Raw genomic sequence first — 21,696 nt, forward strand, 5'->3', positions numbered from 1 at the left:
CAGTGCAGTAGCAGAGAAATGAGGTTTCCATGGCCCGCCCGGTCGTCGGTATCATCGGCAATCACCATCTGATCAACGACAGCTACCCGGCGCATGCGGGTGGCGAGATGAACACCGAAGCCGTGGCCTGCGTCTCGGACTGCCTGCCGCTGCTGGTCGCCGCCGATCCGCGCTTTGTCAGCGTCGAGGAGCTGATGGAGGTCTGCGACGGCTTTCTGCTCACCGGCGGGCGGCCGAATGTGCACCCCGAGGAATACGGCGAGGAGGCGACCGAGGCGCATGGCGCTTTCGACCGGGCCCGCGATGCCATCGTGCTGCCCCTGGTGCGCGCCTGCGTCGAGCGCGGGCAGCCTTTCCTGGGTATTTGCCGGGGCTTTCAGGAGGTCAACGTCGCCATGGGCGGTACGCTCTACCCCGAAATCCGCGATTTGCCGGGCCGCATGAATCACCGCATGCCCCCCGACGGCACCATCGAGGAGAAATTCGCCCTGCGCCACAAGGTGACGCTGAGCGAGGGCGGGGTGTTTCATAAGCTTTTCGGCGCGCCGGAGGTGATGACCAACACGCTGCACGGGCAGGGCATCAAGCGCCCTGGTGCCAGGATCGAGATCGAGGGCTTTGCCCCCGACGGCACGCCCGAGGCGCTTGTGGTCAAGGGCGCGCCGGGCTTTACGCTCTCGGTGCAATGGCATCCGGAATGGGACGCGGCCAACGATCCGGTCTCGCGCCCGCTCTTCGAGGCCTTTGGCGACGCGGTGCGCGCCTGGGCCGCGTGCAAACGTACGCCGCAACGGATTTCCGCCTGATCTTTTGCCGCGCCTTGCTCTGACGCAAGGCGTCTTCCGCGCATCCGCGCTACCCTGACTGCGATTTTGCAGAGGGAGGCAGCAATGCGCATTCTCGTTCTTTATGCCACCACCGAGGGGCAGACCCGCAAGATCTGCCGCTTTGCCGCCGATCGTCTGGTGGCGGAGGGCCATAGCGTCGAGCTGCTCAATGCGGAGGACGCCGAGGGGCTCGATGTGGGGCGCTTCGATGCCGCGCTGCTGGCGGGCTCGGTGCATATCGGAAAGATCCAGCCGGCGCTGATCGCCGCCGCGAGGGATCACGCGGGCGGGCTGGCCGCGATGCCGACGCTCTATCTGCAAGTCTCGCTGGCCGCCGCCGGCAAGGATCCGGGCGAACTGGACGAGCTGCGCGAGATCGCCCGGGAGACTGCGGACGGCTTCGGCTGGGGGCCGTCGCGCACCGAGCAGGTGGCCGGGGCTTTCCGCTTTTCCGAATACGATTTCTTCAAGAGCTGGGCGATGCGCTGGATCGCCTCGCAGCATCGCCAGAAGGTCGATCCGGCGCGCGACAGGGAATACACCGACTGGGCGGCGCTGGGGGCCATCGTCGACGATTGGGCCGAGGGCGCGGCGGAGCGGCGTTGAGCGGGGGCTAGACGAGAGCATTTGCGCCGGAGGCGAGGGCGGAGGCGATGCTGCGCGGGGCATCGCGCCGGGCATCGCCGAGGATCGCGGCACTTCGGCGTATGAGCGAGCGCCCGGCGCCGTCGCAGGGACACCAGCCGCTCTCGTCGGTGAGCCCGGCAATCTGCGCGATCTGTCCGGCCTGCCGGGGCGTGAGGAAATTGACGACATCGGCGTACAGCCGGCCGGCGGAGGTGTCGATCACCCCGCGCGGTGCGTCGAGGCGCAGCACGGTGCCGCCGTCATCGGCTGTGTGCCAAGCGGCATGCCCGCCCCTGGCGCGGAATCGCGCGGCGAGGGGGGCGTCGGGGGCACCGTCGAGCACGGTCATGCGGGCGCCGGGCCGGTTGCGGCGCAGCCAGCGGTCGAGCTCCAGCGCGCGGGCGAGCGCAATGTCGGGATGGCTGAGCCCGGTGCCGGGCAGGCGCAGCACCAGATGGCCGCTGGTGGGCAGGGCGGAAAGCTGTGCGGCGAGGCGCCGGGCTTCGCGGGCGCTGCCCCAGGCGGCGGGCCAGAGATGCCGCGCGACCGGGCCGAGCCCGTCGAGCGCTTCGGCCACCGGCGTGGTGCCGGGTGCCAGCAGCAGCCGGTCGAACGCCATAAGCCGCCCGCTGAAGAGCGACAGCCGCGCGGCGCGCCAGTCCACCTCCGTCACCTCGTCCAGCGCCACGGCGATTCCGGCCTGGCGCAGCGTTGCCAGATCGACCGGCGCGCCGGGCTGGGCGAAACGCGCGGCGGGACCGCCGGCAAGACGCGAGGGGTCGCGCTCGATCAGCAGGATATCGTCTTTGGGCCGCGCACGGCGCAGCGCCAGGGCGGCCGTCGCGCCGGCGGGGCCGCCGCCAACGATGACGTTGCGCCCGGCGCCCCGGGCGGTGAGGGGGATGGCGGCGCTCAGCGCGCTGGCGGCGAGCAGGGATCGGGTGAAACGGCGGCGGCTCAGCTCAGGCATGTCCGGATCTCCATGGTGCATCGGCGGCGAGGGCCGCTCTCATCGTTTCTTTTCAAGCAGTTCGGCATCGGGGTGGATCGGGCGGTAGATCTCGACCCGGTCGCCGTCTTTGACCGGCTTTTCCAGCTTGGCGACGGCGCCGAAGATGCCGACCTTGTTGGTTCCGAGATCGAGCTCGGGGAATTGATCGAGAAGCCCGGAGCGTTCGATCACCTCGCGCACCGTGGCGCCCTCGGGCACCTCGATATTCTTCCAGACCTGCGCGGTCGGCTTGGCATAGGCGATCCCGACATTCATGACGCGTCTCCGGGTTCGGTGGCAGGGCGCAGCACGCCGGCGGCGGTGAAGACCCGCGCGCCCTGTGGCGCGGCGGGGACGGCCCCGGCGCGGCGGCGATTGTCGGCGAGTGTCTTCAGCGCCAGCAGAAAGCCCAGCACCACAAAGCCGCCGGGCGGCAGGATCAGCAGCAGGAAGCCCTGATAGTCCGGGACCACCACGGTTTCGAGAAAGCCGAAACGGGGGCCGAGCAGCACCGAGGCATTGGCAAAGAGCGTGCCCGCGCCGAAGATCTCGCGCAGCGCGCCCAGCAGGGTCAGCGCGAAGGTGAAGCCGATTCCCATCATCAGCCCGTCGAACGCGGCGGCGGGGGCGCTGTTGCGCGAAGCGAAGGCTTCGGCGCGGCCCAGGATCGCGCAATTGGTGACGATGAGCGGGATGAAAAGGCCCAGCACTTTGTGCAGATCGTGGCTCCAGGCGTTCAGCGCCATGTCGACCACGGTCACGATACAGGCGATGATCAGCACGAAGGCGGGAATGCGGATTTCGGGGGTGATTGCGCCGCGCAGCAGCGCGATCGCGAGGTTCGAGACCACCAGAACGGCGGTGGTGGCGAGTCCCATGCCGAGCCCGTTGGTGGCGGTGCCGGTGACCGCAAGAAGCGGGCAGAGCGCCAGCATCTGGCCGAAGACGACATTGTTGTCCCAAAGCCCGTCGCGGGCGATCTTTGCATAGGCGTTGGCCATCAGTCTCTCTCCTCGGTAGCGTGCGGGACGAGCAGCGCCGCGCGGTTGCGCTCGAACAGGGCGAGGCCGCGCTGCACGGTGGCGACCACCGCGCGCGGGGTGATGGTGGCACCGGAGAACTGATCGAATACGCCGCCGTCCTTTTTGACCTTCCAGCCTGCGGGCGGCGGATCGGTCAGGGAGCGCCCGGCAAAGCCTTCGATCCAGTCGCTTTTCGCGGCCTCGATCTTGTCTCCGAGCCCGGGGGTTTCGGCATGCGACAGCACCCGCGCGCCGAGCAGCGTGCCATCGGGCGCGATACCCATCAGCACACGGATCGCACCGCCGTAACCGTAGCCGGTCAGTCCGAAGGCCACGGCGGTGACGCGGCCCTCGCGCATCGCAATATAGACCGGCACCTCGCCCTCATCGGCATCGCGCAGCACGCGCCTGTCGGCCGTGGGGTCGTTGTCGTGCAGGGCGGGCGGCACCACCTGGGCCAGCGAGGCATAGAGATCCTCGGTGGCGCGGCGGGCGATGAGCTCGCGTGTCAGCGCATCGGAGCCTGCCAGCAGCAGTGCGGTGCCGAGCGAAAACGCGGCGAGCAGCAGCCCCGGCGCGGCGGGCGAGCGAAGAAGCCTACGCGCCCAGGCGGCGGATGTGTCGATGTCGCTCATGGCGTCTCTTCCAGCGGCAGCGGTTTGCCCGAGCGGGTGCGTCCGAAGATGCGCGGGCGGATATAGGTGTCGATCAGCGGCGTGCAGGCATTCATCAGCAGCACCGCAAATGCGACGCCCTCGGGGAACGCGCCCCAGCTGCGGATGACGAAGATCAGCGCGCCGATCCCCGCGCCGTAGAGCGCCTTGCCGGCGGCGGTCACCGGGGCGGTGACGTAATCGGTGGCGATGAAGAAGGCGCAGAGCATGGTGGCGCCGGAGGTGAGATGCATGAGCGGTGGCGGGAAGCTCTCGGGCGCGATCAGCCGGGCGATCCCGGCAAGGCCGAAGAGCGTGCCGAGCAGCGCCAGCGGTGTCGCCCAGGTGATGATGCGCAGCAGGATCAGCCCGACCCCGCCGATCAGCAGCAGAAGCGCGCTGGTTTCGCCGAGACTGCCGGCGGTGAAGCCGTAGATCTGGTCGCGCAGACTGTCGGTGGTGGCGAGGATCTCTGACATCGGCAGCCCGGCGTCGAGCTGGCTTTTCAGATGTCCCAGCAGCGAGGCGCTGCTGACCGCATCCACCGGCGCGCCGGCGCCGAAGGTGATGGCGAGGGCCGCGGCGAGATCGGGGCCATGGGCGGGATCCGTGGGCGCGGCCCATTGCGTCATCGGAACCGGCAGGGCGACGAGCAGCATGGCACGCGCCACCATGGCGGGGTTGAAGAGGTTCTGTCCGAGCCCGCCAAAGACGTGCTTGCCGATCACGATGGCGATGCCGGCGCCCAGCACGCCGATCCACCAGGGCGCCCAGGGCGGCAGGGTGAGCGCCACCAGCCAGCCTGTGAGCAGCGCCGAGCCGTCCGTGGCGAAGGGCCGGATCGGCCGGCCCGCGACGGCGAGGCTCAGGATCTCGAAGAGCAGCGCGGCGGCAAGGGTGACGGCGAAGAGCAACGCCGCCGGCCAGCCGAACTGGTAGAGGCCCAATGCGGTGGCCGGGCTCAGGCAGACCATGACCGCCACCATCGTGCGCGAGACGGTGAACATGGAATGGGTGTGGGGGGCGCTGGCCAGCAGGGTCATTTCGCGGCCTCCCGGGGCTCGGGGGCGGCCTCATCAGCCGCTTGCGCCGCCTCTTCGGCGGCGCGGCGTTTCTTCTCGGCCATCATCGCCTTGTGGCGCGCCATGGCGGCACGCTTGGCCTCGGCTATCGCCTCCTCTCGCGCGGTGCGGGCGGCGGCGAGGCGCTTGGTTTCCTCCTGCTGGTGCTTGCGGCTCTCCTTTTCGGCGAGCCGGCCCCGGGCAAAGCTGAACCCCTGCACCAGTGGAATGTTCGACGGGCAGATATAGGAGCAGCAGCCGCAGGAGACGCAATCGAGCAGCCCGACGCGCACCGCGCCGTCGAGATCGTCCGCCTGGATCCTTGCATTCAGCTCGAAGGGCGTGAGCCCGCAAGGGCAGGCCTGCACACAGGTGCCGCAGCGGATGCAGGGCATGACCTCGGGCTTGCGGGTCTCGGCGCGGGTCAACGCCAGAATGCCGTTGGTCCCCTTTACGATGGGCACCCGCCGGTTCTCGATCGGCTGACCCATCATCGGCCCGCCGAGCAGCAGCCGGTCGGGCTCGGCGGCGAGCCCGCCGCAATGCTCCAGCAGATCGGCGACCGGCGTGCCGATCAGCGCCTGAACGTTGGCGGGACGGCCGACGCCGCGCCCCGAGACTGTCACCACACGCGAAATCAGAGGCTCTCCATAGCGCACCGCCTGATGCACCGCATAGGCGGTGGCGGCGTTGTGCACCACGACGCCCAGTTCGGCGGTGAGCGCGCGGGCCGGGGTCTCCCGTCCGGTCACCGCACGCACCAGATGCTTTTCCGAACCCATCGGGTATTGCGTCGGCACCACCTTGACCTGGATCGGGCGGCCCAGCCCGAGATTGTGGCGGCGCATGGCGGCGGCGGCCTCGGGCTTGTTGGCCTCGATGGCGACGACGATCCTGTCGACCCCCAGCGCGCGCGCCATGATCCCGGCGCCGTCCGCCAGCTCCTCGGCGCGCTCGCGCATCAGTCGGTCGTCGCAGGTGAGGTAGGGTTCACATTCGGCGGCGTTGACGATCAGCGTGTGCAGCCGGTAGCGGTCTCGCAGGTTGAGCTTGACGGACGCCGGGAAGGTGGCGCCGCCCATGCCGACGATGCCGGCCTCGGCGACGCGCTGGGCGATCTCCTCGGGGCCGGCATCCTCGGGGCGCAGCCGGGCCATGCGCGGGCCCCAGGCGTCTTCGCCGTCGGGGCGGATGGTGATCGTGGGCACCGGCAGACCCGAGGGGTGGGGCGCCGGGAAATGCCCGACCGCGATCACCCGGCCCGAGGTCGGCGCGTGCAGATTGGCCGAAATCGCGCCGCGCGCGCGGGCGATGAGCTGGCCCTTCAGCACATGGTCGTCGCGCGCCACCAGCGGCTCGGCGGGCGCGCCGATATGCTGTTGCAGCGGCACACGGAGCAGCGCCGGCAGGGGCATCGGCTCGATGGCGCAGCCGGCGCTGAGGAATTTCCGCGTCTCGGGATGCACCCCGCCGCGGATGCGCGAGAAAAGGGAGGAAAAGACCGCGCCCATCATGCATGCCCCGCGCTGGCGAAACGCTGGGCGTCGGGTTTTTCCCAGTACCAGCTTTGCAGGGTCCGGGGGCGGGTGCGCAGCACGATGGCTTCGGTCGGACAGACCTGCACGCAGGCGTCGCAGCCGGTGCAGGCGTCCCAGATCACCGTGTGGATCTGCTTGGCGGCGCCGACGATGGCGTCGGTCGGGCAGCGCTTGAAGCATTTCGTGCAGCCGGTGCAATGATCCTCGAAAATGAAGGCGACCTGCGGTTCGGTTTCGGCTATGCCGGAGATCTCGGGTCCGCCGGAGCAGCTGACGCCGACGATTTCGGCCAGTTGCAGCGCCACGTCGCGCCCGCCGGGCGGGCAGAGCGTCACCGGGGCGCTGCCCTCGGCGATGGCTTCGGCGGCGCCCCGGCAACCGGGATAGCCGCACTGACCGCAATTGGTGCCGGGCAGCACGCTTTCCATCTCGTCGACCACCGGGGGCGTCTCGACATGGAACTTCCGCGCGGCGGCCCCGAGCAGCAGGCCGAGACCGAGCCCGAGGGCGGACATTGAGGCAGCGGCGGTGATCATGGCGTCGGTCTCCCTTTCGGTCAGTTGGGCACGAGCCCGGCAAAGCCCATGAAGGCCATGGACAAGAGCCCCGCCGAGATGAAGGCGATGGGCGGGCCGGCGAAGGGCGCGGGAACGGAAAGCTGCGTCAGCCGCTCGCGCATGCCGGCGAAGATCACCAGCACGATGGTGAACCCCAGCGCCGAGCCGAAGCCGTAGAGCAGGCTCTGGGTGAAATCGTGCCGTTCCTGGATGTTGAGCAGCGCCACGCCGAGCACCGCGCAGTTGGTGGTGATGAGCGGCAGGTAGATGCCGAGCGCGCGATAGAGCCCCGGCGCGAGCTTGCGCATCACCGTTTCGGTGAACTGCACGATGGCGGCGATCACCAGAATGAAGCTGAGGATGCGCAGAAAGCCCAGATCGAGCGGCACGAGGATCGCGGTCTCCACGACCCAGCTCGCCACGGAGGCGAGCGTCAGCACGAAGGTGGTGGCGAGCCCCATGCCGATGGCGGCGTCGACCTTGCGCGAGACGCCCATGAAGGGGCAGAGCCCGAGGAACTTCACCAGCACGACATTGTTCACCAGTGCCGTGCCGAGCAGGATGATGAAGAACTCTTGCATGGGAAACTCCCTGGTGTTGCGAGGGGGCGCGGCCTGAGCGGTATCGCGGGCCTTTGGCGGGAAACAGCAAGGATTGTGCCAGCTGTACCGGGGCGGGGAGTTGCGGCGTTGTGCGATTGTCCGGGCGGCGGCGCGTAGGAGGGTTCGGCGGCGGTGGGCAGGATTGCCCACCCTACGGGCATCTCACCGCGCGCCCCGGACGTGATCCGGGGCCTCGCCGGTTAACGCGGCGGTGCAAACGCCCGCGTCTCCGAGGAAGCTCTGGTGACGTTGTGAAATCTGGCTGTGCCGCCGTGCCACCGGCGGCGCGCGGGATGGCGATCTGGCGGCTGGACCCCCTCGGTTGATGCATGCCAAGTCCGAAGGGCTTCAAAACGAGGCGCTGGCGTTACCAAATCGCCAGCCCGGCGGGGCGGGCCGGCGATGGCGCGGCGCGTTCCGGGCTTGATTCGGCGCGGGGGTCTTTGGGCATCGACCGCCGGGAGAGGGGCTTTGACATTCTCCGGCCCCTCTCAGTGTCGGATACCCGACAAATTGTCGGACAGCGCCGCGCCGGGCACCCTCTGCCGCCCGCATCTGCCCGCCGACCACATGGCACATTCCTTGCTGCTCCCCCATCACGAGGCGCGCTTCGCCGCCCGCGCAATCAGGGGAGCCACCGATGGCCAAATCGCAGCTGATCTTTGCCGATATCGACCTCACGGTGACCGTGCCCGCGGGCACCCGTATCATCGAGATCTCGGAAAAGATCGGCGCGGGCATCACCTATGGCTGCCGCGAAGGCGACTGCGGCACCTGCCTCACCCATGTGATCGAGGGCAGTGAATTCCTGTCCGACGTCTCGGCGCTGGAGCTGCGGGTGCTGAAGGAAAACCTCGCCGGGCGCGACGACCGCCTGGCCTGCCAGTGTCAGGTGCTGGGCGGCACCGTCAAGGTGCGCCCCGGCTGATCCTCCCCGCTCTCCCATTGTCCAGTCAAACCAGAAAGGACTCCTCCCATGGCCATGTTCATCGTTTCCGACCTCTGCACCTCCTGCGGCGATTGCGAACCGGTCTGCCCGACCGGCGCGATCATCCCCAAGAAGGGCGTGTTCTTCATCAAGCCCGAGGTCTGCACCGAATGCGAGCCGGACCACGACGTGCCGCAATGCCTCAGCGTCTGCATGGAAGACGGCTGCATCATCCCCGCCGAGGCCTGAGCCCGCGATGTCCGCCGCCCCTGAATCAGAGACCGCCGATTGCACCGACGACCGCAGCCTGCGTCAGGTCATGCGAGTGGTCGCGGTCGACGGCGACCAACTGCGGCTGGAGGGGCGGCGGGCCACGGCCTGCGCACAATGCGCGGCGCGCAGCGGCTGCGGCGCCGGGGCGCTGGCCGAGCTTGCCGGCAGCGCGTCCCTGCGCCTGACGCTGCCCGCGCCGCAGATGCTGCGCCCGGGCGACGCGGTGGTGGTGGCGCTGCCCGCCACGCGCTTTCTCGCCGCCGCCGGGCTCGCCTATCTGCTGCCGCCGGCGGCGCTGGCGGCGACGGCGGTGCTGGCGCGCGCCTCGGGGCTGTCGGACGGGGCGGCGGCGCTGCTATGCCTGCCAGTGCTGGCGCTGTCGCTCTGGCCGCTGCGCCGGGCGGAACGGCGGGGGCGGGTACTCTCGGCGCTGCGTGTCGAACGGGTGTTACCGGCGGGAGAGATCTCATGAGCCCGCTCGCCCTGCGCCGCCTGATCATCGTCGCGGGCCTCTCGCTGGCGCTGGCTTTCGGTGCGGTGCGCGCGGCGCAGCCCGAGCGCGAATATCACGAGACCTTCTATATCTTCGGCACGCTGGTCGAGATCGTCATCTATGGCGAGGAGGACGACACCGCCCGCGCCGCCGCCGCCGAGGCAGGGCAGCTGCTGCAAACCCTGCATCGCGACTGGCATGCGTGGCGGCCCGGGCGGCTGGGCGATCTGAACGCCGCCATCGCCGCCGGCCACGGCCTGACGGTGGATACCCGCCTTGCCGCGCTGCTGCGCGAGGGGCGGCGCCTCTCCTGTCTGAGCGGCGGGCGGTTCGAGCCGGCCATCGGCGCGCTGATCGGGCTCTGGGGGGTCCACGCGGACACGCCGCCCGAAGGAGCGCTGCCCGACCCTCAGCGTATCACCGATCTGCGAACCAAAGCGCCGCGCATGACAGATCTGCGCTTCGACGGCGAGACGGTGACCTCGGTCAATCCGGCGGTGCAGCTCGATCTCGGCGGCTTTGCCAAGGGTGCCGCGCTGGCGCTGGCCGGGAGCGTGCTGGAGGCGCGCGGCATCCGCAACGCGGTGCTGAACGCCGGCGGCGATGTCAATGTGATCGGCCGCCACGGCGCGCGGCCCTGGCGGGTGGCGATCCGCGATCCCTTCGTCTGGGGTGCGGTCGGCGCGGTGTCTCTGGAGCCGGGAGAAGTGCTTTATACCTCAGGTAATTACGAGCGGTTCTTCGAGCATGAGGGCGCGCGATATGCGCATATCATCGACCCGCGCAGCGGCTGGCCGGTGCGCAAGATCGTCTCGGTCTCGGTGCTGGCGCGCGACGCCACGCTGGCCGATGCGGCGGCGACCGCGCTCAGCGTCGCCGGGCCCGGAGACTGGCCGCAGGTCGCCGCCGCGATGGGGGTGACGGCGGTGCTGGTGATCGACGGCGAGGGCGCGCTCTACGCCACGCCGCAGATGCGCGCGCGGCTGGAAACCGTCAGCGAAAGCCTTGCCGAGACGCTGCGCGAGGTGCCGTTGCCGCAGATTTCAGCGGCGCCCGACTGCGAAAGATTTTGAGGTTGTGAAAGATGGGCGTTCGACTCGACATTTCCCGCCGGACGTCCGAAAAGCGCAGCACGTTTAGGGCGGAGCGGCGGCTTCGTCCCGCGTACGTGTCGGGAGGAGGGTCCGGCGCGAAGCCGGGCAAAAAGATTGTGTTTTCAAAAGGAGCCAACCCATGAAGACGAATGTAAAGCTGCCCGATGTGACCTTCCGCACCCGCGTGCGCGACGAAAGCGTGGGCGGTCCCAACCCGTTCCGCTGGCAGGACATGACCACTGCGGATTACTTCGCCGGCAAGCGCGTGATCCTGTTCTCGCTGCCCGGCGCCTTCACGCCGACCTGCTCGACCTACCAGCTGCCGGGCTTCGAGAACAATTTCGAGGAATTCAAGGCGCAGGGCATCGACGAGATCTACTGTCTCTCGGTCAATGACAGCTTTGTCATGAACCAGTGGGCCAAAGCCCAGGGCATCGAGAACGTCAAGGTGATCCCCGACGGTTCGGGCGAGTTCACCCGCAAGATGGGCATGCTCGTGAACAAGGACAATCTCGGCTTTGGCGCGCGCTCCTGGCGCTATGCGGCCATCGTCAACAACGGCGTGGTCGAAGCCTGGTTCGAAGAGCCCGGCCTGATGGACAACTGCCCGGACGACCCCTATGGCGAGTCGAGCCCGGAAACCCTGCTGGCTTATCTCAAGCAGGCGGTTGCGGCGGAATAAGCCTTTCGCAACGATGAATTGAAACGCCCCGTCGTGCCCGGCACGGCGGGGCTTTCCGTTGGGCGGCTCAGCGCTTTGCCCGTTCCGCGTGCTGCGTGGCCAGATGGTGACGGTCGTCGAGCGAGGAGAGCAGCACCGCGATCGCGATGCCCACGCTGGCGCCCAGCAGCGTGTCGAGTACCCGCTCCGGCGCCATGGCGGCACCCGACGCATGCGGCGCGGCAAGCTGGGTCATCAGTAGCGCCATCGGGGTCACAAAGATCTGCCCCAGCGCGTAATTGCTGCCGATCACCAGCTCGGTGACGAATTGCAGCAAGAACAGAACGGCGATGACCGTCCAGGCCGAAGGATCCTGCGACAGGATGACCCAGGCGAGGGTCGCCCCCAGCACCGTGCCCGCCATCCGTTGCAGCGCCCTGTGCAGGTTGATGTGCAGATGCGGTCCCTGCATCACCGCGAGCGCGCCCATGGCCGCCCAGACCGGGTGATCGGCCCCGGCGACGTGGCTGACAAAGAGCGCGATCGCGGCACCGACCACGATCCGCGCGGCAGCTACCAGCCGGTGGCGCAGCGGGCGCGCGGGTTCGGCGGGAAAGCGGCGCTCGGGGCCGGGGCGGTCGCGGAATCTTTCGGTGATCAGGCAGATGAGCCAGGCGAGCAGGGCGACTGCGCCGGTGGCGGCGCCGCGCTCCAGCACAACGGCAAAGCTGCCGGGGTGGCTCAGCGCCGCGCCGGCGGCAAAGACGAAGATCAGCGAGCCCGGCGGGCCGAACCGGCCGGTGACTGTGACGAAGAACAGCACGCCGCAGGCCAGCGCCAGCGCCACCAGCTCGGCTGCAACGGGCAGGCCGAGCCAGGCGACGGTGGACATCGCGAGCACCGCCAGGGTCTGGCAAAGCGCGCTGAGCAGGACGATGCGGCTGCGGCCCCGGCGCGTCTCGAACCGTCCGAAAAGCGCTGCGAGCGCGCCGAGCGCGGCAAAGCCGATCAGATGCGCCCAGGGCGACAGCAGCACCAGCGGCAGCGCGATGGCCACGGTCAGCCCGGCCTGAAGGCCGACCAGAACCGAGTTGCGCAGCGAGGGCTGAGGCGCAAGCGCCGCGCTATCCTCAAGGTGCCAGCGTTGCAGCAGATGACGGGCGGAATCGATCCGCCGCGGCGGCGGTGTCATGCCGGAGGACATGGGCGGCTGAGGGGCGGCACTCATGAGGAGGGCTCCTGTTGCTCGCGGTCCTGAAGCTCGGTCAGGCGCCGGTCGATGGCTTCGAAATGGCCCAGCATCCTGTCGATCTCGGCATCGCTCAGATCGGCCATGATCAGCGTCTCCGCACGGGCGAGCTCTGCGCGGATCTCGGCCACGCGGCGCTTGCCCCGGGCGGTGAGGTGGATCAGCCGGGCGCGGCTGTCGCTCTCGTCGGTCCGCCGCTCGACCAGCCCCTGGCGCGAGAGGATGTCGATCACCCGCACGAGGCTCGATCCATCGACACCGACCAGCGCGGCGAGGGCCTTTTGCGTGATGCCGCCGCCGGTCTCTTCGAGATGGATCAGCGGCACCCAGGTGGCATCGGTGAGCCCGGCCTTGGCCAGATGCGCATCAAGCGCGCGTCGCCAGCGCCGGGCGAGCAGCGAGAAACGGATTCCAAAGCGGAATCGGAGGGAGGAGGGGGTGGACATAGCGAAGAGATACCGCAAAAAATTTGATTTGCAATTCAAATTAAATTCACCACTCCCACCCGGTTCGTCGTGTCGGTCCGGGGGGCGCTCCGTCATGTGGGGATGACAGTGCCAGACAGGGATTTGTCGGGTTTTGTCGGCTTTGCGCCAAATCGCGATAAATTTTCAATGTATTGATTTTATGTAAATTTCTACGGTCTGCGGCTTGGCACGCTTCCTGCTCAACTCTTCCTGAGCGCGGTCACGAGCCGTCTCACCTCGTGTGATTGAAACGACCAACAGACCAAAGGAATAGGATATGAGCGAACTTCGTCAGATCGCCTTTTACGGCAAGGGGGGGATCGGCAAGTCGACCACCTCGCAGAACACCCTGGCCGCCCTCGTCGAGATGGGCCAGAAAATCCTGATCGTCGGCTGCGATCCCAAGGCCGACTCCACTCGTCTGATCCTCAACTCCAAGGCGCAGGACACCGTGCTGCATCTGGCCGCCGAGATGGGCTCGGTCGAGGATCTGGAGCTGGAGGACGTCCTCAAGGTCGGCTTCAAGGATATCAAATGCGTGGAATCCGGCGGCCCGGAGCCGGGGGTCGGCTGCGCCGGGCGCGGCGTGATCACATCGATCAACTTCCTCGAAGAGAACGGCGCCTATGACGATGTCGATTACGTCTCCTATGACGTGCTTGGCGACGTGGTCTGCGGCGGCTTTGCCATGCCGATCCGCGAAAACAAGGCGCAGGAAATCTATATCGTCATGTCCGGCGAGATGATGGCGCTCTACGCCGCCAACAACATCGCCAAGGGCATCCTGAAATACGCCAACTCGGGTGGCGTGCGCCTCGGCGGGCTGATCTGCAACGAACGCCAGACCGACAAGGAGTTGGAACTGGCCGAGGCCATGGCCGCCAAGCTCGGCTCGCAGCTCATCCATTTCGTGCCGCGCGACAATATCGTCCAGCATGCCGAGCTGCGCCGCCAGACGGTGCTGCAATACGCGCCCGACAGCGCGCAGGCCAATGAGTACCGCCAGCTCGCCCAGAAGATCCACAACAACTCGGGCAAGGGCGTCATCCCGACCCCGATCACCATGGAAGAGCTGGAAGAGATGCTGATGGAATTCGGCATCATGCAGTCCGAGGAGGAACGCCTCGCCGCCATCGCCGCCTCCGAGGGCGCGGTCGCGGGCTGAGCCCCGACAAAGGCGCGGGAGGCGACGATAGCATTTTCCGCGCCGCAACACGCATGGGATGCGCCCTGCCGGCGCATCCGCCTATCCCCATCAGTGAGAAGGAGCCAAAAGGATGGCCAAGGATCACGTCAGCGGGCCGGAAGATTACGAGGCAATGATCGAGGAAGTCCTCGACGCCTATCCGGACAAAGCCAGAAAGCGCCGCGCCAAGCACCTCACGGTGTCGAAGCCCAGCGATGAGGAACCCGATGCCACCACCGGCATCGCGTCGAAATGCGACACCCAGAAATCCAACATCAAGTCGGTGCCCGGCGTGATGACCATTCGCGGCTGCGCCTATGCGGGCTCGAAAGGGGTGGTCTGGGGGCCGGTCAAGGACATGGTCCATATCTCGCACGGGCCTGTGGGCTGCGGGCAATACAGCTGGTCGCAGCGCCGCAACTATTACATCGGCAAGACCGGCGTGGACAGCTTCGTGACCATGCAGTTCACCACCGATTTCCAGGAAAAGGACATCGTGTTCGGCGGCGACAAGAAGCTCGGCAAGACCATCGACGAGATCAACGAGCTGTTCCCGCTGTCGAACGGCGTCACGATCCAGTCGGAATGCCCGATCGGCCTCATCGGCGACGACATCGAGGCAGTGGCCCGCGAGAAGAAGAAGGAGACCGGCAAGACCATGGTGCCGGTCCGCTGCGAGGGCTTCCGCGGCGTGTCGCAGTCGCTGGGTCACCACATCGCCAACGACGCCGTGCGCGATTGGGTCTTTGAACAGCCCGAGAGTGACGCCGTGAAGGCCTATGAGCCCGGCCCCTACGATGTGAACGTGATCGGCGATTACAATATCGGCGGCGACGCCTGGGCCTCGCGCATCCTGCTCGAAGAGATGGGGCTGAACGTGGTCGGCAACTGGTCCGGCGACGCCACCCTGGCCGAGATCGAGCGCGCGCCCAAGGCCAGGCTCAACCTCATCCACTGCTACCGGTCGATGAACTACATCTGCCGCTACATGGAAGAAAAATACGGCATCGGCTGGATGGAGTACAATTTCTTCGGGCCCACCCAGATCGCCGCGTCGCTGCGCGCCATCGCGAAGAATTTCGACGAGACCATCCAGGAGAACGCCGAGAAGGTCATCGCCAAGTACCAGCCGCTGGTCGACGAGGTGATCGCCAAGTTCCGCCCGCGCCTCGAAGGCAAGTCGGTGATGCTTTACGTCGGCGGGCTGCGCCCCCGGCATGTGGTCACCGCCTATGACGATCTGGGCATGGTCATCGCCGGCACCGGCTACGAGTTCGGTCACAACGACGATTACAAGCGCACCGGCCATTACGTGAAGGACGGCACGCTGATCTATGACGACGTGACCGGCTACGAGCTGGAGAAGTTCATCGAAAAGATCCGTCCCGATCTCGTCGGTTCCGGCATCAAGGAGAAATACCCGGTGCAGAAGATGGGCATCCCGTTCCGTCAGATGCACAGCTGGGATTATTCCGGCCCGTATCACGGCTATGACGGCTTTGCCATCTTTGCCCGCGACATGGATCTGGCGATCAACAACCCGGTCTGGGGCCTCTACGGCGCGCCCTGGGAAAGCCCGGCCATCGCCGCCGAGTGACGGCGTGGTGGGCGGATCGCCCACCCTACGGATCCCGAAGGGCGTTCGCGCCCTTCCTTCCCCGACTTTTCCTCAACACAGGCGCGTCTCGGAATGCGGACGGCCAACAGAAGGATTACGACCATGCCTCAGTCGGCAGACAAGGTGCTCGATCACGCACCGCTTTTCCAGCAGCCCGAATACAAGGAGATGCTGGCCCAGAAGAAACTGAAATTCGAATGCGGCCATCCGGACGAGATGGTGCAGGAGATCGGCGACTGGACCAAATCCTGGGAATACCGCGAAAAGAACCTCGCTCGCGAGGCGCTGACGGTGAACCCCGCCAAGGCCTGCCAGCCGCTGGGCGCGGTCTTTGCCAGCCAGGGCTATGAGGCCACCATGCCCTTTGTGCACGGCTCGCAGGGCTGCGTCGCCTATTACCGCTCGCACCTGTCGCGCCACTTCAAGGAGCCCAGCTCCTGCGTTTCCTCCTCGATGACCGAGGACGCGGCGGTGTTCGGCGGGCTGGTCAACATGGTGGACGGTTTGGCCAACACCAAGGCGCTCTACAATCCGCAGATGATCGCGGTCAGCACCACCTGCATGGCCGAAGTGATCGGCGACGATCTCAACTCCTTTATCCAGCAGGCCAAGGAGAAGGGCTCGGTCGAGGCCAGCTTCGATGTGCCCTATGCCCATACGCCCGCCTTTGTCGGCAGCCATGTGGACGGCTACGACAATATGCAGAAGGGCATCCTGAGCCATTTCTGGGACAAGGCCGATCGGGTCGAGGGCGAGAGCATCAACATCATCCCCGGCTTCGACGGTTTCGCGGTGGGCAACAACCGCGAAATCAAGCGGATGCTCGATGCGATGGGCGTGACCTTCACCTTCCTGTCGGATGTGTCGGATGTCTATGACACGCCGTCGGACGGCGAATTCCGCATGTATTCCGGCGGCACCACGCTCGACGATGCCAAGGCGGCGCTGAACGCCAAGGCGACCGTCTCGCTTCAGGAATGGTGCACGCCGAAGACCATGGAATACATCGCCGAAAAGGGTCAGCAGACCGCGGCGCTGCATTACCCGATGGGCATCCAGGCCACCGACGAGTTCCTGATGAAAGTTTCGGAACTGACCGGCAAAGCGATCCCGGACTCGCTGAAGCTGGAACGCGGCCGTCTGATCGACGCGCTGGCCGACAGCCAGGCGCATCTGCATGGCAAGACCTATGCCATCTACGGCGATCCGGATTTCGTCTATGCCATGGCGCGCTTCGTCATGGAAATGGGCGGTGAGCCGCTGCATTGCCTGGCCACCAACGGCGGCAAGACATGGGCCAAGCAGATGGAAGAGCTGCTCGCCTCCTCGCCCTTCGGCAAACAGGGCCAGGTCTGGGCCGGCAAGGATCTGTGGCACATGCGCTCGCTGCTGAATACCGAGCCGGTGGATATGCTGATCGGCAATTCCTATGGCAAATATCTGGAACGCGACACCGGCACGCCGCTGATCCGGCTGATGTTCCCGATCTTCGACCGCCACCACCATCACCGCTTCCCGACGATGGGCTATCAGGGCGCGCTGAACGTGTTGGTCAAGCTGCTGGATACGGTCTTTGACAAGCTCGACGACGACACGATCGTGCCGGGCGAGACCGATTACAGCTACGACCTGACGCGCTGACCGGCGGTTCTTTGTAAGACGCGACCGGCGGGCCGAGGGCCCGCCGGTTTTGCGTTTGTCGCGGGGCGCCCGGCAGGGCGGGGCCGTGTCCGGCGAGGCGGGCGGATTTTTTTGAGTATTTGAAGAAAGATGAAAGACGCTTTGTCGGGAAGGCGACAATGGCGGGGCGTCCGGGGCCGGGTTTGCGGGGCGGGAGCATGGCACAAAGCTTGCTGTTTCTCTCTCGACAACCGGGAGATGCGCCATGGCCGATGCCTTGAAGAGCAAGATCGCAGATGTGTTCGACGAACCGGCCTGCGGGACGAATGTCTCGAAGTCCGAGCAGCAGCGCAAGAAGGGCTGCGCCAAGCCGCTGACGCCCGGCGCGGCGGCGGGGGGCTGCGCCTTCGACGGCGCCAAGATCGCGCTGCAACCCATCGTCGATGTCGCCCATCTGGTGCATGCGCCGCTGGCCTGCGAGGGCAATGGCTGGGACAATCGCGGTGCGGCGTCGTCGGGATCGGAGCGTTATCGCACCGGGTTCACCACCGATATGACCGAGCTGGATATCGTCATGGGGTTCGGCGAGAAGAAGCTTTTCCGTGCGCTGCGCGAGCTGATCGCGGCGGAACGGCCGCCGGCGGTTTTCGTTTATGCGACCTGCGTGCCGGCGCTCATCGGCGACGATATCGACGCGGTGTGCAAGGCGGCGAGCGAGGCCTTCGCCACCCCCTGCATCCCGGTCAACGCGCCGGGCTATGTGGGCTCCAAGAACCTCGGCAACAAACTGGCGGGCGAGGCGATGCTCGATCATGTGATCGGCACGGTGGAGCCTGCGGAGTGCACCCCCTACGACATCAATATCGTTGGCGACTACAACCTCAGCGGTGAGCTTTGGCAGGTGAAGCCGCTGCTCGACCGGCTGGGCATCCGCATTCTGGGCTCGCTGGCCGCCGATGCGCGCTACCGGCAGGTGGCGATGATGCACCGCGCCAAGGTCACGATGATGGTCTGCTCAAAGGCGTTGATCAATGTCGCCCGCAAGCTGGAGGAGCGCTGGGGCATCCCGTTTTTCGAGGGCTCCTTCTACGGCATTTCCGACACGTCGGAGGCGCTGCGCAGCATGTGCCGCATTCTGGTGGACCAGGGCGCCGATGCGGAGCTTCTGGAGCGTTGCGAGGCACTGATTGCGGAGGAAGAGGCGCAGGTCCGGGCCGCGCTGGAGCCGCTTCGGCCCCGCGTCGCGGGCAGGAAGGTGCTGCTCTACACCGGTGGGCACAAGAGCTGGTCGGTGGTCTCGGCGCTTCAGGAGCTGGGCATGGAGGTGATCGGCACCTCGGTGCGCAAGGCCACTGAGGAGGACAAGACCCGGGTGGTCGAGATCATGGGCTCGACCGCGCACATGTTCGACAATATGGCGCCGAAGGACATGTACCGGCTGCTGAAACAGGCGGGCGCGGATGTGCTGATGTCGGGCGGGCGGTCGCAGTTCGTGGCGCTTAAGGCCAGGATGCCTTGGGTCGATGTGAATCAGGAAAAGCACGAGCCCTATGCGGGCTATATAGGCATGGTCGATCTGGTGCGCGCGCTTGATCGGTCGATGAACAACCCGATGTGGGAAGAGCTGCGCGGGGCCGCGCCCTGGGATGCGCCGCTGACCGAGGGCCGGGTGTTGCCGGCGCTGAGCGGCGCCTGCCCGGTGACCGGCGCCGAGGGCATGACGCGACCCGTGAGCCTGGTGCCGCCCATGCCGCCGCGCTCGGGGACTGAGGGTGAGGCCCCGGATCACGTCCGGGGCGGGGGGAATGAGACACCCGTGGCGGGCTTGACCCGGCACCTCCCGGCCGATCCCGCGACCGGCGTGGCCGGGTTTACCTCCTCAGAAACCGATTTTGAGGATTGCTGAGATGGCGAAGCTCGTTCACCCCAAACGCGCGCTCAGCACCAACCCGCTGAAAAGCTCCGCCCCCCTTGGCGCCGCGCTGGCCTATCTCGGGATCGAGAAATCCATCCCGCTGTTCCATGGCTCGCAGGGCTGCACCGCCTTCGCGATGGTCCATCTCGTGCGCCATTTCAAGGAGGCGGTGCCGCTTCAGACCACGGCGATGAACGAGGTCTCGACCATTCTCGGCGGCGCCGAGCAGATCGAGGAGGCCATCGAGAACCTGCGCAACAAGAGCGCGCCGAAATTCATCGGCATCGCCTCCACCGCGCTGACCGAAACGCGGGGCGAGGATGTGCCGGGCGAGCTGCGCGAGATCGTGGCGCGCCGGCCGGATTTCGACGACACAAAGATCGTCTATGCCAGCACCCCCGACTTCGACGGCGCCATGCAGGATGGCTGGGCCAAGGCGGTGACCGCCATCGTGGAGACGCTGGTGCCGCGCGTTACCGAGCGCGACCCGGATCTGCGTCAGGTCACGCTGCTCTGCGGGTCGCATCTGACGCCTGCCGAGATCGAGGAGCTGGTCCGCATGATCCGCGCCTTCGGGCTGACGCCCGTGGTGCTGCCCGACATTTCCACTTCGCTCGACGGCCATGTGAGCGACGACTGGACGGGTACCTCGCTGGGCGGCACGCCGCTTGATCACATCGCGGCGGCGTCGCGCAGCGCCTTCACGCTCGCGGTGGGCGAGAGCATGCGCGACGCGGCCAGGGCGCTGGAAGAACGGGCCATGGTGCCCTACCGCGTCTTCCAGTCGGTGACCGGGCTGAAGCCTGTGGATGCCTTTGTGCGCACGCTCATGGGGCTTTCCGGCGTGCAGGATCCGCCACGCTCGGTCAAGCGCGACCGCGCGCGCCTCATCGACGCCGCGCTCGATGCGCATTTCCACACCGGCGGGCTGAAGGTCGCCATCGGTGCCGACCCGGATCTGATGTTTTCGCTATCGACCGCGCTGACCTCCATGGGCGCCGAGATCGTCACCGCCGTGACCACCTCCCAGCACACACCGCTCATCGAGCGGATGCCCTGCGACGAGGTGATCCTCGGCGATCTGGGCGATTTCGAGCGCAGCGCGAAGGAACAGGGCGCGCAGATCCTGCTCACCCATAGCCACGGGCGGCATGCCGAGCACCGGCTGCATGTGCCTCTGGTGCGGGTGGGCTTTCCGGTCTTCGACCGCATCGGCGCGCAGGATGCCAGCCGCGTCGGCTATCGCGGCAGCCGCGCCTTTCTCTACGAGATCGCCAACACCGTCCAATCCATCCACCACCGCGCGCGGCCCGAGGATTTCGGCGCCGCCCCCATTGCAGAGGAGTTCGAGCATGTCCCGCACGCTACGCGTCATTGAGGCGGATGCCCCGCAAGACGGCCCCGCACCGGGCGAGACGCCGCTGCGCATCGCCATCGCCACCAACGATATGGACTATCTCGGGGCGCATTTCGGCTCGGCCCGCAAATTCGCCATCTACGAGGTCTGGAAGACCGGCGCCCGTTTTGTCGAGGCGCATGAATTCGACAATGTGACCAAGCAGAAGGGCAAGCACGACGATCAGGACGACAAGATCACGCCCAAGGTCGAGGCGCTGACCGGCTGCGCGCTGCTTTTCGCTCTGGCCATCGGCGGGCCCTCGGCGGCCAAGATCGTCAAGGCGGGGGTGCACCCGATCAAGCGCAAAGAGCCCGAGCCCATCGAGGCGGTGCTGGCGCAGGTGCAAGAGATGCTCAACGGCACGCCGCCGCCCTTCCTGCGCAAGATCCTGGGCACGCAGCAGAAACCGGATTTCATGGATGAAGAGGAGTGGGTCTGATGACCACGGATGTGATGGAGCCGCGCGGCGGCGCAATGGTCGAAAGCGATTTCCTGACCCAGCTCGCGGCGGTGATCCGTGCCGAGGACAGCTATGGCCAGTGGGACGACAAGAGCGATGCCGATATCATGGCGGAGTTCATCGTCACCAAGGAAGAGCGCCGCGAGATCCCGATCATCGGCGACCCGGACCCGGATGTGATGTGGCGCGTAGGCAAGTTCTACGACGCCGTGGGGCTGCTCATCGAAAAGCGCTCCGGCTGCATGGCCAGCCAGATGCAGAAGATGAGCCATGAGGGCTTTGGCCGCGTGGTGCTGATCGCCGGCAAGCTGGTGGTGGTGTCGAAACATCTGCGCGACATCCACCGCTTCGGCTTTGTCAGCTGGGAGAAGCTGGCCGAGGCGGGCGACAAGCTGGTCGCAAGCGCGGTCGAGGCCATCGACGCCTATCCCGACGCGGCGCGGGCCTGAGCCATG

At 67.0% G+C, this 21,696-nt stretch carries 24 protein-coding genes; 14 read left to right on the forward strand and 10 right to left on the reverse strand.

The genetic code is table 11. The annotated features are described in order from the left end of the window. The first annotated feature begins 29 nt into the window (after nt 1–29). Nucleotides 30–806, forward strand: coding sequence for a gamma-glutamyl-gamma-aminobutyrate hydrolase family protein (locus I6N89_RS11430; RefSeq protein ID WP_207018578.1), 777 nt, complete (start codon nt 30–32; stop codon nt 804–806). An 84-nt stretch (nt 807–890) separates the two neighbouring features. Beyond that, nucleotides 891–1,433: a flavodoxin domain-containing protein gene (locus I6N89_RS11435; RefSeq protein ID WP_207018579.1), complete on the forward strand. Its 543-nt coding sequence runs from the start codon at nt 891–893 to the stop codon at nt 1,431–1,433. A gap of 7 nt (nt 1,434–1,440) precedes the next feature. On the opposite strand, the gene I6N89_RS11440 is transcribed toward I6N89_RS11435, so the two are convergent. From I6N89_RS11440 to rsxA, 8 genes are read right to left on the reverse strand one after another with little or no spacing between them, the layout of a single operon-like run. After that, nucleotides 1,441–2,424: an FAD-dependent oxidoreductase gene (locus tag I6N89_RS11440; RefSeq protein WP_207018580.1), complete on the reverse strand. Its 984-nt coding sequence runs from the start codon at nt 2,422–2,424 to the stop codon at nt 1,441–1,443. Nucleotides 2,425–2,463: 39 nt separating this feature from the next. Then, a complete protein-coding gene (locus I6N89_RS11445) occupies nt 2,464–2,721 on the reverse strand; it encodes an RnfH family protein (RefSeq protein WP_207018581.1) in 258 nt (85 codons plus the stop codon). Then, nucleotides 2,718–3,446, reverse strand: a complete 729-nt coding sequence (locus I6N89_RS11450) for an electron transport complex subunit E (protein WP_207018582.1) — start codon at nt 3,444–3,446, stop codon at nt 2,718–2,720. The genes I6N89_RS11445 and I6N89_RS11450 overlap by 4 nt, the downstream gene beginning before the upstream one ends. After that, on the reverse strand, nt 3,446–4,102 hold the full coding sequence (gene rsxG, locus I6N89_RS11455; protein WP_207018583.1) for an electron transport complex subunit RsxG: 657 nt from the start codon (nt 4,100–4,102) through the stop codon (nt 3,446–3,448). Before rsxG ends, I6N89_RS11450 begins: the two co-directional genes overlap by 1 nt. Then, nucleotides 4,099–5,163, reverse strand: a complete 1,065-nt coding sequence (locus tag I6N89_RS11460) for an RnfABCDGE type electron transport complex subunit D (protein WP_207018584.1) — start codon at nt 5,161–5,163, stop codon at nt 4,099–4,101. Before I6N89_RS11460 ends, rsxG begins: the two co-directional genes overlap by 4 nt. Continuing rightward, on the reverse strand, nt 5,160–6,695 hold the full coding sequence (gene rsxC / locus I6N89_RS11465) for an electron transport complex subunit RsxC (RefSeq protein ID WP_207018585.1): 1,536 nt from the start codon (nt 6,693–6,695) through the stop codon (nt 5,160–5,162). Before rsxC ends, I6N89_RS11460 begins: the two co-directional genes overlap by 4 nt. Beyond that, nucleotides 6,692–7,255, reverse strand: coding sequence for an RnfABCDGE type electron transport complex subunit B (locus I6N89_RS11470; RefSeq protein ID WP_207018586.1), 564 nt, complete (start codon nt 7,253–7,255; stop codon nt 6,692–6,694). Before I6N89_RS11470 ends, rsxC begins: the two co-directional genes overlap by 4 nt. A 20-nt stretch (nt 7,256–7,275) precedes the next feature. Beyond that, on the reverse strand, nt 7,276–7,857 hold the full coding sequence (rsxA, locus tag I6N89_RS11475) for an electron transport complex subunit RsxA (protein WP_207018587.1): 582 nt from the start codon (nt 7,855–7,857) through the stop codon (nt 7,276–7,278). A 661-nt stretch (nt 7,858–8,518) separates the two neighbouring features. On the opposite strand from rsxA, the gene I6N89_RS11480 reads away from it, so the two are divergent. From I6N89_RS11480 to I6N89_RS11500, 5 genes are all read left to right on the forward strand, one after another. Beyond that, complete coding sequence (locus I6N89_RS11480) at nt 8,519–8,806, forward strand: 2Fe-2S iron-sulfur cluster-binding protein (RefSeq protein ID WP_207018588.1); 288 nt, start codon at nt 8,519–8,521, stop codon at nt 8,804–8,806. Between the two features lie 48 nt (nt 8,807–8,854). Beyond that, entirely contained in the window at nt 8,855–9,055 is a 201-nt protein-coding gene (locus I6N89_RS11485) for a 4Fe-4S binding protein (RefSeq protein WP_207018589.1), read from the forward strand. 7 nt (nt 9,056–9,062) lie between these two features. Further along, complete coding sequence (locus I6N89_RS11490; RefSeq protein WP_207018590.1) at nt 9,063–9,551, forward strand: SoxR reducing system RseC family protein; 489 nt, start codon at nt 9,063–9,065, stop codon at nt 9,549–9,551. Beyond that, nucleotides 9,548–10,645 carry an FAD:protein FMN transferase gene (locus I6N89_RS11495; RefSeq protein ID WP_207018591.1) on the forward strand — a complete coding sequence of 366 codons (1,098 nt, stop codon included), beginning with the start codon at nt 9,548–9,550 and terminating at the stop codon, nt 10,643–10,645. Before I6N89_RS11490 ends, I6N89_RS11495 begins: the two co-directional genes overlap by 4 nt. Before the next feature lie 160 nt (nt 10,646–10,805). Continuing rightward, on the forward strand, nt 10,806–11,348 hold the full coding sequence (locus I6N89_RS11500; protein ID WP_207018592.1) for a peroxiredoxin: 543 nt from the start codon (nt 10,806–10,808) through the stop codon (nt 11,346–11,348). A gap of 67 nt (nt 11,349–11,415) precedes the next feature. On the opposite strand, the gene I6N89_RS11505 is transcribed toward I6N89_RS11500, so the two are convergent. After that, nucleotides 11,416–12,555 (reverse strand): FUSC family protein, encoded by a 1,140-nt coding sequence (locus I6N89_RS11505; RefSeq protein ID WP_207018593.1) that lies wholly within the window; start codon nt 12,553–12,555, stop codon nt 11,416–11,418. Next, complete coding sequence (locus I6N89_RS11510) at nt 12,552–13,022, reverse strand: MarR family winged helix-turn-helix transcriptional regulator (RefSeq protein ID WP_207018594.1); 471 nt, start codon at nt 13,020–13,022, stop codon at nt 12,552–12,554. Before I6N89_RS11510 ends, I6N89_RS11505 begins: the two co-directional genes overlap by 4 nt. Nucleotides 13,023–13,320: 298 nt before the next feature. On the opposite strand from I6N89_RS11510, the gene nifH reads away from it, so the two are divergent. The 7 genes from nifH to I6N89_RS11545 all read left to right on the forward strand — a co-directional run bounded on the left by nifH (nt 13,321) and on the right by I6N89_RS11545 (nt 21,690). Then, nucleotides 13,321–14,208: a nitrogenase iron protein gene (nifH, locus tag I6N89_RS11515; RefSeq protein ID WP_207018595.1), complete on the forward strand. Its 888-nt coding sequence runs from the start codon at nt 13,321–13,323 to the stop codon at nt 14,206–14,208. Between the two features lie 112 nt (nt 14,209–14,320). Next, the gene (gene nifD, locus I6N89_RS11520; protein WP_207018596.1) at nt 14,321–15,826 is read left to right on the forward strand and encodes a nitrogenase molybdenum-iron protein alpha chain; all 1,506 of its coding nucleotides are present in this window, start codon (nt 14,321–14,323) and stop codon (nt 15,824–15,826) included. 123 nt (nt 15,827–15,949) lie between these two features. Beyond that, nucleotides 15,950–17,488, forward strand: coding sequence for a nitrogenase molybdenum-iron protein subunit beta (gene nifK, locus I6N89_RS11525; RefSeq protein ID WP_207018597.1), 1,539 nt, complete (start codon nt 15,950–15,952; stop codon nt 17,486–17,488). A gap of 244 nt (nt 17,489–17,732) precedes the next feature. Beyond that, nucleotides 17,733–19,373: a nitrogenase iron-molybdenum cofactor biosynthesis protein NifE gene (gene nifE, locus I6N89_RS11530; protein WP_207018598.1), complete on the forward strand. Its 1,641-nt coding sequence runs from the start codon at nt 17,733–17,735 to the stop codon at nt 19,371–19,373. Nucleotide 19,374: 1 nt separating this feature from the next. After that, on the forward strand, nt 19,375–20,760 hold the full coding sequence (nifN, locus tag I6N89_RS11535; RefSeq protein WP_207018599.1) for a nitrogenase iron-molybdenum cofactor biosynthesis protein NifN: 1,386 nt from the start codon (nt 19,375–19,377) through the stop codon (nt 20,758–20,760). Beyond that, nucleotides 20,735–21,220: a nitrogen fixation protein NifX gene (gene nifX, locus I6N89_RS11540; protein ID WP_207018600.1), complete on the forward strand. Its 486-nt coding sequence runs from the start codon at nt 20,735–20,737 to the stop codon at nt 21,218–21,220. Before nifN ends, nifX begins: the two co-directional genes overlap by 26 nt. Continuing rightward, nucleotides 21,220–21,690, forward strand: coding sequence for a NifX-associated nitrogen fixation protein (locus I6N89_RS11545; protein WP_207018601.1), 471 nt, complete (start codon nt 21,220–21,222; stop codon nt 21,688–21,690). The genes nifX and I6N89_RS11545 overlap by 1 nt, the downstream gene beginning before the upstream one ends. Nucleotides 21,691–21,696 lie beyond the last annotated feature (6 nt).

The organism is Salipiger abyssi, from assembly GCF_017311415.1.
In the GTDB taxonomy this organism is placed as follows: domain Bacteria; phylum Pseudomonadota; class Alphaproteobacteria; order Rhodobacterales; family Rhodobacteraceae; genus Salipiger; species Salipiger abyssi_A.